The following is a 14,526-nucleotide window of genomic DNA, read 5'->3' as shown; positions in this document are numbered from 1 at the left end:
AGGGTGATCCGGAGTGTCCAAAGGCTATGTGATCGTCACCGAGGCGATCAAAGATCCGAGCAAGATGGCCGAGTACGGCAAAGCCGCCGCGAAGGCCATGGCCAAGGGAGTGACCGTCCTTGCCGTCGATACCAAGACCCAGGTGCTCGAGGGCGAATGGCACGGAAACCAGACGGTGGTGCTGGAATTCGAATCCCCCGAGGCGGCGAAAGCCTGGTACGACTCCGAGGAATACCAGGCGGCCATCCCGCTGCGCCAGGCAGCCGCGGACGCCAATTTCGTGATCGTGAACGGACTGTAGGACCCGCTCGAATCCCCGAGGTTGTGATCGGCACCCGTGTCGATCACAACCTCGATTCGTGTTCGAATCGCCACGGCTGACCAGGAGAGATATGTCCTACGACCTGTTCGCGTTGGATGGCAGGGTCGCGGTCGTCACCGGCGGCGGACGTGGCATCGGCAAGATGATCGCGCGCGGCCTGCTGCACGCGGGCGCCACCGTGTACGTGAGCAGCCGCAAGGCCGCCGAACTCGACGCGACCGTCGAGGAACTCTCCCCGCTCGGCCGCATCGAGGCCATCCCCGCCGACCTGAGCACCGACGCGGGAATCACCGAACTGGTCGACACCGTCGGCCGACGCGAGAACTCGGTCCACGCCCTGTTCAACAACGCGGGCGCGACCTGGGGCGCACCGCTCGAGGAATTCCCCGACTCCGCCTGGGACAAGACCTTCGACCTCAATGTCAAAAGCGTCTTCACGCTGACCCGCGCTCTGCTGCCGATGTTGCGCGACGCGGCCACCGACGACGATCCGGCGCGGGTGATCAATACCGGAAGTATCGATGGACTCCGCGTCCCGATCGCGGGTTTCGACAACTTCTCCTACAGCGCGAGCAAAGCCGCGGTGCATATGCTCACCCGCCACCTCGCCGCCGAACTGGCCCCCGAGGTCCTGGTCAACGCCATCGCGCCCGGCCTGTTCGAATCGAAGATGTCCGCGGCGGTCCTGAAGACCGGAGGCGACGCCATCGCCGCGCAGTTCCCGCTCAAACGCATCGGCAGGCCCGACGATATCGCGGGCATCGCCGTCTTTCTCGCGAGCCGCGCCAGCGCCTACATCACCGGCGCCGTCATCCCCGTCGACGGCGGGGTGAGCACGACCCGCTGAGCGGTGGACGACGCCGCCGGGCGTAGGGAATTCAGTGGTCGGGCAGGACGACGCGAATCCTGGAACCCGGATCGGCGACGGCGATCGTGCCGCCGTGCAATTCCACGATCCACCGCGAGATCGCCAATCCCAATCCCGTTCCGCCACCGTCGGAGCGACCGCCCCGGGTGAAACGATCGAAGATCCCGGCTCGCTCCGCCACCGGAATTCCGGGACCGTCGTCCTCGACATCGATGACCACTCGGCCCTCGGCGGCGCGCGCCGTTATCCGCACCTCGCCACCCGCGGGACCGTGCCGGGCGGCGTTGTCGAGCAGATTGAGCAACACCTGATGCAATCGTGCGCGGTCTGCGTGGACGCACACGTCGCCGGGGTCCACGTCGGTGCCGAAACGCACGCCTCGGCCCAACACCGCCGCCGTCACCTCGGCTTCGTCGACGACCTGCGCCAAGAGCGGTGCGACGGCGACCTCTTCACGGTCGAGCGGAATCGCGCCCGCTTCGATACTCGACAGATCCAGGAGTTCGGAGACGAGCAACCCGAGACGTTCGGTCTGGGCCAAGGCGGTGCGCAGCGTGCCCGGATCGGGTTCGGACACCCCGTCGACCAGATTCTCCAGCACCGCGTTGAGTGCCGTGATCGGCGTGCGCAATTCGTGCGACACGTTGGCGATGAGATCGCGACGCTGCTGATCGGCGGCGGCCAGGTCGGCGGCCATCTGGTTGAACGCCTCGGCGAGCTGGCCGACCTCGTCGCGGGAGCTGGCCCGCACCCGGCGCGTGTAGTCCCCCTGCGCCATTCGCTTCGCCGCCGCCGTCATCTCCCGCAGCGGCCGGGTGATGCCGTGCGCGAGAAACTGTGATGTCACCAGCGCGATCACCAACGCGGCCACGGTGGTCTTCGGCGGTAACCACCCGATCCGGAATCGGAAGAACCCGAACGCGACACCGCCGGACACCAACATCAGAATCGCCAGTTTGAGTTTGACCGAGCGCACCGGGTCGAGCGGACGCGGAAGTACCGTCGCGATGTGGTCCGTCCACACCCGAATCCGCTGTGCGGACGAACCCTTCCCGATCTCGCCGCCGCGAGCGGAATCGGTCTGCGACTCGATCACGGCGCCTCCAGCGCATACCCGACACCGTGCACGGTCCGGATCAGGTCGGCCCCGAGCTTGCGGCGCAACGCCTTGACATGACTGTCCACGGCACGGGTACCCGCGGCGTCGGCCCAGTCCCACACCTCCTCGAGCAACCGTTCCCTGGCCAGCACCACGCGGGGGCGGCGCGCGAGTCGGGCGAGCAGTTCGAATTCCAGCGGCGTGAGCTGAGCTTCGTTCTCCGCGCGCCACACCCGGCGCTGGTCGACGTCGATGCGCAGATCGCCGACGACGATGCTCGCCCCGTCGCGGTCCGCCGCCCGATCCACCCGGCGCAGCAGCGCGTGGACCCGAGCGGCGAGCACCCGCATCGAGAACGGTTTGGTGAGATAGTCGTCCGCCCCGACCCCCAAGCCGACGAGCTGATCGGTCTCGTCGATCCGCGCGGTCAACATCAGCACCGGAATCGCCCGCCCCGCCTGGATTCTGCGGCACACCTCCAACCCGTCGAACCCGGGCAGCATCACATCGAGCACCACGAGATCCGGCTCGTTCGCCCGCACCGCCGCGACCGCCCCCGGCCCGTCGTGCGCCATTTCGACGGTGAATCCCTCCGCCCGCAATCGAGCCGCGACCGATTCCGCGATGGTCACTTCGTCGTCGACCACCAGAATCCGCCGCGCCCGCGCATTCCCCGCCCCACTGTGTTCCATGTCGGAACCCTAACCATTCGGTGTGGAGACCACCCGCCCCGATTGTGGAGATTCGGTGCGGTTTCGTCATCGATCCGGACCTTCGATGGCGCAGGCGTCGGAGGATGATCTCGCACCTCGCGACATCGAGAGAACGGCCCCGCGCCTCCGTGCGCCGCCGCCTCGGACCTTCGCGCGGCATCGTCGTGGTCGATCATTCGCACGAGGCGGGCGCGAGCCTCGAGGCAATTCAACCGCACAAAGTTAAGTTATATTCTTCCCTGAAATGAGACGGTGACGCACGATTCGAAAAGGCCTACGGCGGGCGGCGGCGATATCACGTCGAGGAGTCCCGGTCGGCGATCTGTGACTCGAGACAGTCGGAGTGCACTTCTACGTATACTTCTCTGGCGCTTCGGCATTGCGACGACCGGCGAGTGGGGAACTCTCCAGATTCGGGCGATCCACTCGCCACCTACGCGAAGACTGATAAGTTACTAGCTGTTCTTATTGGATTGCATGAAGTATCGATCTCGTCGCTCGTATACCCCTGGCGAGGCGGCGAGCTCATCGGTCGGCTCGACCCGTACCGCCCAGTGGATTTCGACACCCGGTGCCACGATGCCCGACCACCCACTTCCTGTTGTCCCACGCACCACGCCTTCTCGTACCCGGAGGATCCATGAACTCCCCAAGAACCGCTCGCCTGCGATCGGCCGCCGCCGCGCTCACCGCCTGCCTCGCGATCGTCGCGCCGCCCGCCGCCCTCGCGGGCGCGCAGCCCGCCGCACCGACCGTGGTACTCGTGCACGGCGCCTTCGCCGACCCGAGCAGCTGGGCGGCGGTGGCCGATCAGCTTGCCGCGCAGGGTATCCCGGTCCGCACCTTCGACAATCCGTTGCGCAGCGTGGCCGGTGACGCGGCCGCGCTCACCGCCTTCCTCGACGGCATCGACGGTCCGATCGTGCTGGTCGGCCACTCCTACGGCGGGGCGGTCATCAGCAATGTCCACGATCCCGATGTGAAGGCGAATGTCTTCACGCCCGCGGTCGCCGCCGACCTGTACGCCCACCAGAGAACCGCGGCGTTGCAAGCCAACCTCGAACCCAGCGGCCCACCGTCCTGGGCGCACACGCCCAGCTGGTACCTCGTCTCGACCCGAGATCGTGTCATCCCACCGGCGCTGCAACGCATGATGGCCGATCGCGCCGCACCCGGCCGCACCGGTGACGTCGACGCATCGCACGTCTCCCCCGTCTCTCGGCCCGACCGCGTGACCGCGGTGATCCGCGATGCCGTCGCGGCGACATCCTGACCTCACATCGACACCGGGACGTCCTCGGCGCGGGAAGCCACAGCGTGACCGCCGCCGAGAGCCGCGTCGAGCGTAATAAGGAAGTCGACGATGACTACCGAATATCCGGACGGATCCGAGCTCGTATCGACGGGCGTGACCGCATCCGAAACAGCAATGGATACCCGGGCGCTGGCCGACGAGCTGGTCCGCCACCTGTTCGACAGCATGGTTTCGCGTGGCGCCGCTCCCGACAGCGGGACCCGCGAATACGTCACCGACGTCACCCAGGCATGCCTGGATGTTGCTGTCGCCACCTTGGACGGACGCTACAAGTCGGCGGCGAGAAGTCTGAAACCACTCGAGGTGGCCGCGGCACAGTGGGCTCGCGACGGGGTCCCGATCGAGCGGATCAACCACGCCATCCACGACGGCTTCCGCCTGATGATGGAACTGATCTCGTCGAACGCGTTCGGCACCGACGCGAATTATCTGGCGCGCGTGCGTCGAGTGGCGATGGAGGTACTGGAAACAGTGACCTCGACGATGTCGTTCGCCTACGTCAAAGAACTCCACGCGGTGATCGCCGAGAATCACCGAATCCCGCGGTCGCTGACCGTGGCATTGCTCGGCGGGCACGATACGTCGACGATCACCCACGAGAGCGGCATCAAGATCGCGCGAAGTTATTCGGTGTTGGCCGTGCACTTTCCCACCCGTCGAGACGACAACAACTCCACGTCGAGCACCCATATCATCGGCGGACGGGTACTGCGGCGGATACGGGTATCGCTCGCCGCGCAATGTTCGGTGAGCGCGTTGTCCCTGCTGAACATCGATGGCGGAATCATTTTGATTCCCTCGTCACGGTGCGCCGACGGGGACCTGGACCGCCTGGTGGTCGGCCTGTCCGAGGCGGCGGACATCGAACTGACCGCGACCTGCGCGGAGGCGGAGCCGGAAGATATTCCGGCGGTGGTGGAGCATCTGCGCGAACTACTGAATCTGGTCAGGCAACTGCAATTCGCCCCCGGGCTCTACCGTTTCGCCGATCTGGCGGTCGAATACCAGCTGACCAGGCCGAGCCCCGCACGTCGGTTTCTCGGCGAGATGCTGGCGCCGCTCGACGCCCATCCGATGTTGATGGACACCCTGCGAACCCACATCGGCAACAATTTCAACCGCCGTCGCAGCGCACGCGACCTCAATATTCATACGAACACCATCGACTACCGCCTCAAGAAGATCGGTGAGCTCACCGGATTCGACCCCACGCAGCCCGGCGATTTGTGGCATCTACAGTCGGCTCTTATCGTGCGAAAGGCCGACGTCGAGTCGGCCTGACCTCGAATTCCGCCCCATCGAACACGCGCGTGGGCGTGGTTATTCCTGTCGAAAAATTCCACTGCGCGAATCCGCCCGATTGATTCCGCTCACAACGGTTTCTGTGCAGTTCACATGGCATTCGCTATCGCAGACGCGGCGGGAAATATGTTCTGATCGTATTACGCAGCCACACGGGATCAATTTATTTCATCACGGACTGCGTTTCGGTTTCGAAGAGGAGCAAGCATGGACAATCTCAGTAGACGAAACGTATTCAAGGTGGGCGGGGCCTTGGGTGCGGTCGGCGCGCTGGCGATGGTCACCCCGGCACGCGCGGAGCCGTGGACGTGGTCACCGAAGGGTTCGGTGGTCGGGACGGGGGCCGGCGCCGACCCGATGACACTGTGGGATCCCGAGGCGGACTCGGTGGTGGCCTCGCTCCTCGACAAGGGCGCTGTGCCCAAGGTCAACGAACTACTGCGGACGTGGACCAAGAACGGTCAGGCGCTGCCGACCGGACTGCCCACCGAACTCCGCGATTTCATGGAATACGCCCGCGCGTTGCCGCCCTGGACCGACCGGGCGAAGCTGGACGCCGCGATCGATTTCAACAAGAAGCGAGGTCTCTACCTCGGCGTGCTGTACGGGCTGGCCAGCGGCATGATGAGCACCGTCATCCCCAAGGAGGCGCGGGCGGTCTACCACTCCAAAGGTGGCGCGGACCTGAAGGATCGGATCTCGAAGACCGCGAAACTCGGCTACGACATCGGGACCGCGAACGCGTACAAGCCCGATGGCGAAATGATCGTGACCTGCGTGAAGACCCGGTTGGTTCACGCGGCGGTACGCCATCTGCTGCCGCAGTCCCCGCATTGGTCCCAGGTCGCCGACGAGGAGATCCCCATCAGCCAGAACGACCTGATGGTCACCTGGCACAGTCTGCCCACGACCGTCATGAAGAACCTGACCGCGTGGAAGGTGCCGATCTCGTCCACCGAGTCGTCGGCCTTCCTGCACACGTGGCAACTGTCCGCGCACATGCTCGGTATCCGTGACGAATACATTCCGGCGTCGTGGGACGCGGCGAACGCCCAGGCGAAGCAGGTGCTGGATCCGGTACTCGCTCCGACCCCCGAGGGGTTGAAGCTGTCCGACATCCTGCTGAGTCTGGGCGCCGAGGTCGATGCGGGCATTCTGAGCAAACCGATCCTCGGCGCGTTCACGCGTTTCCTGCTCGGCGACAAGATCGCCGACTGGCTCGCCATTCCGAAGGAACTCGTCTGGGATTCGCTGCTCGATGTCGCCTGGGGCCCCTTCATCGCGGTCCGTGAAGGACTGCTCCCGGTTCCCTTGGCCCCGGAGGCCTATTCGCTCTTCGACGAATTCCTCCGACAGGCGGCGCTGCTGTATCTGTCCGAACTGCGCACCATCAGCATCGAAATCCCTCAGACCAACCGCCCGAATTGATCCGAACGTGCCGAGCCGGAGATTCCGGGCCCGAGTCATACGAATTCTGGAGGTAACCATGGGCCAATTCAGCATTTGGCATTGGGCGATCGTGGCCGCGGTGTTCATGCTGTTCTTCGGCGCGAAGAGGATGCCCGACGCCGCACGCGGACTCGGTAAATCGTTGCGGATCTTCAAGAGCGAGGTGAGCCAGATGCAGTCCGAGGACGAGAGTCCCGAGACCGCTACCCCGGCACAGATTCCGACGATCGCCATGCCGCAGGCGCGGTCGAAATCCCTCTGAGCGTGCGCCAGGAATCGGGGTGGGCCGGTCCACCCCGATTCCGCATCGGATCGAATCTGAACGGTGCCCCGTCCCGGAGTGACGGGGCGGGGCACCGGGATCGTGCGGGTCAGCTACCCGGCATCTTGAATATCGGGGTGGTGTCGACGGCCTTCACATCGACCAATGTCCCGTCCTCCTCGGCTTTTCCGAGGAGCGCGGAAGCGGTGCAGATGTTCGGGACGACCGCGATCGGCTTGCTCCCGCACTGGAAGGTGTCACCGGCGGCGAGGGGCAGCGGTTTCGGTTCGGGCATCGCGTTCAGGCGCGCGACGACCGTCTCGCGGGTGATGTCACCCGGCATACCGTTCAGCGCCGACCAGAGTCCGAGAATCGCCCGGTACGCGGACGCGGCCGAGTCCGGCTTCTTGGCACCGGATCCCTCGACGACCGCGTCGAAGATCTTGGTTTCCGGTGCGCCCGGGTCGAGCGCGGCGTTGACGATGACCATGACGTCCTTGTAGCCACCCGGAATCTGCGAAGCGGCCTCGGCGTCGCCGATGCACTGGGTGACCGACATGACCGGTTGGGTGGCGTTCAGCGTCCGCATCGCCTTGATCGCCGACGTGCAGAACGAGACGTCGCCGAGCAGGTGGAACATATCGGGTTTCTTCTCGAGCGCGGCCTGGATCTGCGGAGTCATATCCGCGGTGCCGAGCGGAACGGCGACCACATCCACCTGCGCTCCGGCGTTGCCGAACGCGAAGGGCCCCAGTCGTTTCAGCGGTTCGACGGCGGTGGGCGAGTCGACGGTCAGGATCGCGACATTCTTGTAGCCCTTCTGTTTCGCGTACGCGGCGGGCACTCCGGCGAGGGCGCCGAGCGAGTTGCCCAGCACATAGGTGTTCGGCAGCATCAGCGATTGCTGTCCGCCCGCGGCCGTGAGGTACGGCATCGCCAGCGGGGAGGTGATGCTCGCGACGGTGTCGGCGTTGCTGGTCTCGCCGCTCGCCACCGCGACCGCGCCGGACTGGACGAATTTGTTGGCGCAGTTGCGCGCCAGGCTGACCTGGATCTCGTCCTCGCAGGTGGTGAGTGCGATCGGGCGGCCGTTGATGCCGCCCAGGTAATTGTTGATGTACGAGACGGTCGCCTTGGCCACCTCGAGTTCCTCGGTGTACACCGGCGCCTTGGGACCGGTGGTGATGAAGGCGATCTCGACCGGCGCGCCGGTGGCTTTGTTCTCCGGGCCGAGTACGGATTTGTCCGGTACGCGGCCGGACGACTCGGTGTCGTCACCGGAACAACCGGAGGCGAGAAGCGCCACCGCGAGCGCGGCGCACGGCAGGGCGGCCCACCGTCTCCGTGTGGAAAGGGACATTGCGATCTCCTGTAACTGTGGTGTAGCCCCCCTGCGATTCTGGATTCGAGGAATCACCCTGCGGCTGTGATGGATTCACCTCCGAGATACGCGGCTTCGAGGCGTTCGGGTGTCGCCCGCAGGTCCTCGGCGCGACCGCGCAGCGTCACGTCGCCGTGCACGAGGACGATGGCGTTGTCGGCTACCTCGAGTGCGAGTCGCACGTGTTGTTCGACGAGTACGACCGCGGCGCCGGTGTTGTCGGCGATATGCCGGACGGCGGGCAGCAGACTCTCCACGATCACGGGGGCGAGTCCCATGCTCATCTCATCGATGAGCAGCACCTGCGGGTTCTGGATCAGGGCGCGGCCGACGGCGAGCATCTGCTGTTCGCCGCCGGAGAGCGAGCCCGCCGCGACCTTCCATCGTGGCCGCAGCGCGGGCAGGAGTTCGAGGATCTCCTCGAGCGGGCGACCGTCGCGCCGTCGCGCGATCTGGAGGTTCTCCGCGACGGTCAAGCTGGTGAACAGGGCCCGGTTGTCCGGTACGAGCACGATGCCCGCCCGGTTCGCGGTGGCGGGCCTGCCGTTGGGCAGTCGCCGTTGTCCCACCGCCACCTCACCGGCGAGTGCGGGCAGCAGACCGGCCAGTGTCCGCATGAGTGTGGTCTTGCCCGAGCCGTTCGGTCCGAGGATGGCGGTGACGGTGCCTGCGGGGACGTCGAGATCGAGGTCGCGGACGATGGGGAGTTTGCCGTATCCGGCGGTCAGTCCGGTCAGTCGTAGACTCATCCGAGCACTTCCTCGGTGTACATGGCGCCGAGATAGGCCTCGGCGACTGTGCGGTCGCCGCGAATCTGCTCGGGTGTGCCCGAGGCGAGGGTGCGGCCGAAGTTCAGGACCTGGACGATGTCGCAGATCCGCAGGACCAGGCTCATATCGTGTTCGACCAGCAGGATCGTCACGCCGCTGGCGCGGATCGCCAGCAATCGGTCACCCAGCCAACGGCTTTCGGTGGTGTCGAGACCTCCGGCGGGTTCGTCGAGTAGCAGCACTTTCGGCTTGCCCGCGAGCGCGCGGGCGATCGACACCAATTGCCGCTGCCCCTGGGACAATTCACCGGCGGGTGTATCGCAGACCTCCACGAGTCCGAGCAGATCGAAGATCTCGTCCAGCTCGGCGGCGGTGTCGGCTCCCCCGGCTCTGCCGCGACCGGACAATCCGACCTGGACGTTCTCGCGGACGGTGAGATCCTCGTACAGTTCGATCGCCTGGAATGTCCGGCCGAGACCCGCGTGGACTCGCCGGTGCGTGCTCTTGTCGCCCAGTGCTTCGCCCGCGACTGCGACGGTGCCATCGGCGCGCACCGATCCGCTGATGGCGTCGATCAGGGTGGTCTTTCCCGCCCCGTTCGGACCGATGAGTCCGACGATCGCGCCTTCGGGCACATCGAAACTCACCTGGTCCACGGCGACGACGCCGCCGTAGCGGACAGTCACCCCGTCCAGCGAGAGCAACGGGTCTCCCGGTCTCACAGGCGTCGGATCGAGATCGGCGACCGGCGAACCCGCGAGCGGAGCGGGTCCGTCGACGGCCGGTCCAGCGGCGGCGACCATCGAGCCTGTGCGCGGAGACGGGCTTCTTCCCGCTCGTGCCAGAGCTCGCTGCGCCGGGCCGACGATTCCCTCGGGATTCATCAGCACGGTCACCATGAGACCGACGCCGACGATCACCTGATACCAGGTGCCCGCCGATTCGCCCACATTCTCGAGCAGCAGGAACGCGACACCGCCCGCGCCGAGTACACCGCTGAGGACCCCGCCCGAGATCGAGGTGATGCCCGCGAGATACACGATGGCGAACAGGGTGAGCCCGGCCAGTGCCGTGAAGGACTGGAACGAGACGTTGGTCTGTTGATAGGCGAGCAGACAGCCGCCGATTCCGGCGATGAACGCGCCGATCGCGAAGGCCGACAGTTTCGTTCGCACCACATCGACACCGGAGGCGGCGGCCGAACGCTCGTTCGCTCGAACGGCGAGCATGCGGGTGCCGAGCCCACTGCGTCGCAGATAGGCGACGCCCACCGCGACCACGGTGAGTACCGCGAGGCAGAACAATCCGAATTCCAGCCTCGGATAATTCTCTCCGCGACCGATCCCGAGGCTGTATCCGAAGATCTTCGGATCCGGGATATCGACACCGCTCGAGGGAACGAAATCCAGATTCCGGAACCACAGCGCTTCGATGGCGTAGGCCAGGGCCAGGGTGACCACCGCGACGGTGAGTCCCCGAATTCGCAAGGCGGGCAATCCCACGACCACCCCCAAAACCGTGGCGACGAGCGCGGCCAGCAGTGGCGCGAACGGGAACGGAATACCCCAACTCGCGGTGATCGGCCCGAGGATGAAGGCCGCCGCGCCCGCCAGGGCGAGTTGGGCCAGGGAGACCTGACCCGCGTAACCGGTGACGACCACCTGGGAAAGTCCGATGACAGCGAGTATCAGCGTCGTGATGAGCGCGACCCGCACATCGTTTCCGGACAGGATCAGCGCCAGTCCGACGATCACCACACCGATCCCGGCGCCGCTCCACACCTTGCGCGGATAGGGCGCGTTACCCAATTCGGAAACGATGACCGCACCGCGGGACGGCAACGGTTTGGCCCGGATGACCAAGACGACCAGGATCACCACCAGCGGAACCAATTCGACCAGGCCGCTGGAGGGCAGCCACTCGTGGATCCGCGCGAGGTAGGTGGCCTCGGACTGGAGCATTCCGATCACCAGACCCGCCGCGACGGCGGCGACGACCGAGGAGAACTGCCCGATGATCGCGGCGGCCAGCGCCGGAACGATGAACAGCGAATATCCCGTCGGCGTGAGCGGCACGATCGGTGAGATCAGAATGCCCGCCGAACCCGCCACCGCCGAACCGATCATCCAGTTGTAGGCCGCGACCCGATCCGGCGACAAACCGCTGACGTAGGCGCCTTCCTCGCTTTCCGCGGTGGCGCGCGTCAGCAGACCGAATCGAGTGAACCGGTACAGCGCGGCGAGCACCAGGGCCAGCGCGAAGATCGCGATCCCGAAATACACACGATCCTGCGGAATCCGGATACTTCCCACGGTCCAGATATCGACCGGGAATATCGCTTTCACGCCGACGGTGTTGGTGCCGACCTGTTTGCTCGCGATCGCCACCAGCACGATCATCAACGCGATCGAGGCGACCGCGCGTGCGATCGGAGGCGCTTTACGCAAGGGCCGGAACACGACCACGTACACGAGCAGTCCGAACAACGCCGAGAGCGCCACCGCGATCGCCGCCGACGCCGCGAAACCCGGATCACCACCGATATCGACGGATTTCGGCAGACCCGGCACCAGGATGACGAACTCACCCTTACGGAGAAAGGCGTAGATATAGGCGCAATTGAGCGCGATGGCCCCGGTGGCGAAGTTGAGTACGCCCGAACTCCGATAGGTCAGTACCAAGGCGATGGCGAGCGCGCCGAATACACCGCCGCTGCCGATACCGAGAAGCAGAAACTGTATGTGCTGGCTCATGCCCGACATCCCGCCGGACGGGCGGCCGCACCGCGGATATCGCGGCGACCACGGCCGATGTCTGGTCGGCTTCCGATCATCGCATTCCGCGATCGCACCGAATTCGATGGAACAAAACGCATCGCGTGCCTTACTCGTCTGTCGGGCGGTCGTGGCAGCTGCCGGATCCGAGTAGTCCTGCGCGGACCGCGGCGTGCCCGCCGGCCGGAGCCGGTATCGCTGGGGTCGACCATGTGACGTGGGCAACACTACGGTAACCACTACCGTAAGCACAATAGTCAGCATGGCGGGAATCTTCGGAGGATCGCGGGTCACTTCTCGGCGAACCGACGACGCCCGCCCGGGCAGCCGCGGGAACCACCGCGAGGACGCCGGGAAGATCGACAGAGTCGCACCCGCACGCCCCGGCGCTCACGTCGATAACGATGCCGGGAACGCGACCACCGCTACTGCCGGGCAGGCCGCTCACCAACGGACCCGACAGCCCGGCCCGGCGACGCGAATTCGACGCGCGGCGCACCCCGGGCTTCCGATGCGCTCGACAGCCCCCGTCCGACTCGGGCCGACCGGATCCGCGCGCCCACCGAACGCGCGGATCCGAATCAGCCGTCCACGCGGCTCGCCGCGATCTGTTGGCGCACATAGGCGTTGAGTCGACGCTCGATCACCCGGGGCGCGATCCGGTTGAGATACCAGCCGATCCGGGTGCGGCGCGGGACGACCACCCGCGACCGGTTCGCCGTGACGGCGGCCAGTATCTCCGAGGCCAGGCGATCGGGTGGGTATGCGCGCGTGGACTTCTCGGCGCCGAGCAGGAAACTTCGCCCGGGGAAGGACCCGACCCTGCCCGAGTCGAGGATCGGCGTCTCCACGGCCGAGGGACACACGACCGTGACGCCGATGCCGTGCCCCACCGCTTCCGACCGCAGCGCGTCGGACAGGCCGACGACGGCGAATTTCGTGGCGCAATAACTGGTGAGCAGGCCCGAGGCCATCAGACCCGCCGCGGAGGCCGTGTTGACGATATGTCCGCCGCGAGCGGCGATCATATGCGGATACGCGGCATGGACACCGTGCACGACCCCGCGCAGGTTGATATCGATGATGCGGTTCCACTGCTCCAGCGTCAGCAGTTGGGTTTCGCCGCCGATGAAGATGCCCGCGTTGTTGAATATCAGGTCGATCGAACCCGATTCGGCGACGATATCGTCCACGGCCGCCCGCACCTCCTCGGCATCGGTGACATCGAGGGCGACCGCCACCGCCTTACCCGGACCGTCGATCGCGCCGACCACACGTTCGGCGGCCACGACATCGATATCGGCGCACCGCACCTGTGCGCCCGCGGCGGCCAGGGCTCGGGTCAACGCGGCCCCGATACCGGATCCGCCGCCGGTGACCAGTGCGGTGCGGCCGACGAAACGCCCACCGTAGGGACCGTTCACCACCGCGACCTCGGATTCGTCATGGCATTACCTCATCTCGAATTCGCGCACGACGGTCACCCGCCGACGCACGTCGCCGACCTATTCGACGAGTGGTGGAAATGTCGCGGGCCGAGCCCGTACGAACAGCCGGGCAGCGCCGACGAGTCGAGTACCGAGTGTATTCCAGTAGCGCATTCTGGTGAGCATTCTGGAGAACTTTCCATAAGAGCTGTCGGCAGGTCGCTCCACCGCCCGCACGCCGGGCGCGCACGGCGCGTGCGCGGTACCGTCGACAGCGATGGCGGGCGCGCGCGAACGCGCTCGGGGACCGGGGAATCGGAGATGAACGTGTCGTATCAGTACCCACCGCCCCAGCCGCCCTATCGGTCACCGCAGGATCAGCCGCCGCGCTGGTCACCGCCCCCGCGAACGCGCGGCGTCGGTGTCCTCGCCACGATGCTCACGCATGATCGTCGCCCTGCTGATCACTCCGGTCGGCATCGGGTTGGTCGCCAACGGCAGCCGATCCACCGACCGCTGGGAGACGTTCTCCAACAGCGGGGACCGTCTCGGCCCGAATATCCAGATCGTCGGTGGCGCGATCCTGCTGCTCCTGGTCGCCGCGCTCGCGGCCTACGCGCCGACCGGCACGGTGGTCGCGGGCTGGGTGTGGGGTTTGATCCCGGGGGCAGTCGCCCTGCTGTTTCCCGGGGACACCCTGCGCGCGATCCGGGACATACCCGCGCTGCCGATCGAGACGCGGCTCGCGCTGAGCGTCTGGGCGACCGACGGCGGACTTCTCCTCATCGGCGCCCTGCTCCTCGGAGCGGGCCTGGCATCGGCCATGCGACGCCGCTGAGCGGAC

Annotated in this window: 13 protein-coding genes; 7 read left to right on the top strand and 6 right to left on the bottom strand. The window is 66.2% G+C overall.

Annotated elements, in window-relative coordinates; genetic code table 11:
* Nucleotides 1-13 precede the first annotated feature (13 nt).
* The gene (locus JZ792_RS13535) at nt 14-301 is read left to right on the top strand and encodes a DUF1330 domain-containing protein (protein ID WP_109530509.1); all 288 of its coding nucleotides are present in this window, start codon (nt 14-16) and stop codon (nt 299-301) included.
* Between the two features lie 91 nt (nt 302-392).
* Nucleotides 393-1,169, top strand: coding sequence for an SDR family oxidoreductase (locus JZ792_RS13530; protein ID WP_216910594.1), 777 nt, complete (start codon nt 393-395; stop codon nt 1,167-1,169).
* A 31-nt stretch (nt 1,170-1,200) separates the two neighbouring features.
* On the opposite strand, the gene JZ792_RS13525 is transcribed toward JZ792_RS13530, so the two are convergent.
* Nucleotides 1,201-2,133: a HAMP domain-containing sensor histidine kinase gene (locus JZ792_RS13525; RefSeq protein WP_216910728.1), complete on the bottom strand. Its 933-nt coding sequence runs from the start codon at nt 2,131-2,133 to the stop codon at nt 1,201-1,203.
* 149 nt (nt 2,134-2,282) lie between these two features.
* Nucleotides 2,283-2,981 carry a response regulator gene (locus JZ792_RS13520; protein WP_216910592.1) on the bottom strand — a complete coding sequence of 233 codons (699 nt, stop codon included), beginning with the start codon at nt 2,979-2,981 and terminating at the stop codon, nt 2,283-2,285.
* Nucleotides 2,982-3,642: 661 nt separating this feature from the next.
* Between JZ792_RS13520 and JZ792_RS13515 the strand changes: the two genes are divergently transcribed.
* The 4 genes from JZ792_RS13515 to tatA all read left to right on the top strand — a co-directional run bounded on the left by JZ792_RS13515 (nt 3,643) and on the right by tatA (nt 7,330).
* Nucleotides 3,643-4,275, top strand: coding sequence for an alpha/beta fold hydrolase (locus JZ792_RS13515; protein ID WP_216910590.1), 633 nt, complete (start codon nt 3,643-3,645; stop codon nt 4,273-4,275).
* A 90-nt stretch (nt 4,276-4,365) separates the two neighbouring features.
* Nucleotides 4,366-5,598 (top strand): PucR family transcriptional regulator, encoded by a 1,233-nt coding sequence (locus tag JZ792_RS13510; RefSeq protein WP_216910588.1) that lies wholly within the window; start codon nt 4,366-4,368, stop codon nt 5,596-5,598.
* 228 nt (nt 5,599-5,826) lie between these two features.
* The gene (locus JZ792_RS13505) at nt 5,827-7,047 is read left to right on the top strand and encodes an oxygenase MpaB family protein (RefSeq protein WP_216910586.1); all 1,221 of its coding nucleotides are present in this window, start codon (nt 5,827-5,829) and stop codon (nt 7,045-7,047) included.
* A gap of 58 nt (nt 7,048-7,105) precedes the next feature.
* Nucleotides 7,106-7,330: a Sec-independent protein translocase subunit TatA gene (gene tatA, locus JZ792_RS13500; protein ID WP_216910584.1), complete on the top strand. Its 225-nt coding sequence runs from the start codon at nt 7,106-7,108 to the stop codon at nt 7,328-7,330.
* A gap of 109 nt (nt 7,331-7,439) precedes the next feature.
* Here the strand turns inward: tatA and JZ792_RS13495 are convergent, their stop codons facing one another.
* From JZ792_RS13495 to JZ792_RS13480, 4 genes are all read right to left on the bottom strand, one after another.
* Entirely contained in the window at nt 7,440-8,690 is a 1,251-nt protein-coding gene (locus tag JZ792_RS13495) for an ABC transporter substrate-binding protein (RefSeq protein WP_216910576.1), read from the bottom strand.
* Between the two features lie 53 nt (nt 8,691-8,743).
* Entirely contained in the window at nt 8,744-9,460 is a 717-nt protein-coding gene (locus JZ792_RS13490) for an ABC transporter ATP-binding protein (RefSeq protein WP_216910574.1), read from the bottom strand.
* Nucleotides 9,457-12,234: a branched-chain amino acid ABC transporter permease/ATP-binding protein gene (locus JZ792_RS13485; protein ID WP_216910572.1), complete on the bottom strand. Its 2,778-nt coding sequence runs from the start codon at nt 12,232-12,234 to the stop codon at nt 9,457-9,459. Before JZ792_RS13485 ends, JZ792_RS13490 begins: the two co-directional genes overlap by 4 nt.
* A 602-nt stretch (nt 12,235-12,836) precedes the next feature.
* Nucleotides 12,837-13,679, bottom strand: coding sequence for an SDR family NAD(P)-dependent oxidoreductase (locus JZ792_RS13480; protein WP_216910570.1), 843 nt, complete (start codon nt 13,677-13,679; stop codon nt 12,837-12,839).
* Between the two features lie 448 nt (nt 13,680-14,127).
* Between JZ792_RS13480 and JZ792_RS13475 the strand changes: the two genes are divergently transcribed.
* Nucleotides 14,128-14,520 carry a hypothetical protein gene (locus JZ792_RS13475; protein WP_216910568.1) on the top strand — a complete coding sequence of 131 codons (393 nt, stop codon included), beginning with the start codon at nt 14,128-14,130 and terminating at the stop codon, nt 14,518-14,520.
* Nucleotides 14,521-14,526 lie beyond the last annotated feature (6 nt).

The sequence above is a fragment of the Nocardia noduli genome (genome assembly GCF_019038455.1).
Lineage (GTDB): Bacteria > Actinomycetota > Actinomycetes > Mycobacteriales > Mycobacteriaceae > Nocardia > Nocardia noduli.
The sequence above is the reverse complement of the archived record's forward strand: the minus strand, read 5'-3'. Positions and strand labels throughout refer to the sequence as shown.

What these genes read in the sequence shown, in the direction of transcription:
- tatA (WP_216910584.1), top strand. Translation starts at nt 7,106, where the DNA reads ATGGGCCAATTCAGCATTTGGCATTGGGCGATCGTGGCCGCGGTGTTC.
- JZ792_RS13510 (WP_216910588.1), top strand. Translation starts at nt 4,366, where the DNA reads ATGACTACCGAATATCCGGACGGATCCGAGCTCGTATCGACGGGCGTG.
- JZ792_RS13475 (WP_216910568.1), top strand. Translation starts at nt 14,128, where the DNA reads ATGATCGTCGCCCTGCTGATCACTCCGGTCGGCATCGGGTTGGTCGCC.
- JZ792_RS13530 (WP_216910594.1), top strand. Translation starts at nt 393, where the DNA reads ATGTCCTACGACCTGTTCGCGTTGGATGGCAGGGTCGCGGTCGTCACC.
- JZ792_RS13515 (WP_216910590.1), top strand. Translation starts at nt 3,643, where the DNA reads ATGAACTCCCCAAGAACCGCTCGCCTGCGATCGGCCGCCGCCGCGCTC.
- JZ792_RS13490 (WP_216910574.1), bottom strand. Translation starts at nt 9,460, where the DNA reads ATGAGTCTACGACTGACCGGACTGACCGCCGGATACGGCAAACTCCCC.
- JZ792_RS13505 (WP_216910586.1), top strand. Translation starts at nt 5,827, where the DNA reads ATGGACAATCTCAGTAGACGAAACGTATTCAAGGTGGGCGGGGCCTTG.
- JZ792_RS13485 (WP_216910572.1), bottom strand. Translation starts at nt 12,234, where the DNA reads ATGAGCCAGCACATACAGTTTCTGCTTCTCGGTATCGGCAGCGGCGGT.
- JZ792_RS13495 (WP_216910576.1), bottom strand. Translation starts at nt 8,690, where the DNA reads ATGTCCCTTTCCACACGGAGACGGTGGGCCGCCCTGCCGTGCGCCGCG.
- JZ792_RS13520 (WP_216910592.1), bottom strand. Translation starts at nt 2,981, where the DNA reads ATGGAACACAGTGGGGCGGGGAATGCGCGGGCGCGGCGGATTCTGGTG.
- JZ792_RS13525 (WP_216910728.1), bottom strand. Translation starts at nt 2,133, where the DNA reads ATGTTGGTGTCCGGCGGTGTCGCGTTCGGGTTCTTCCGATTCCGGATC.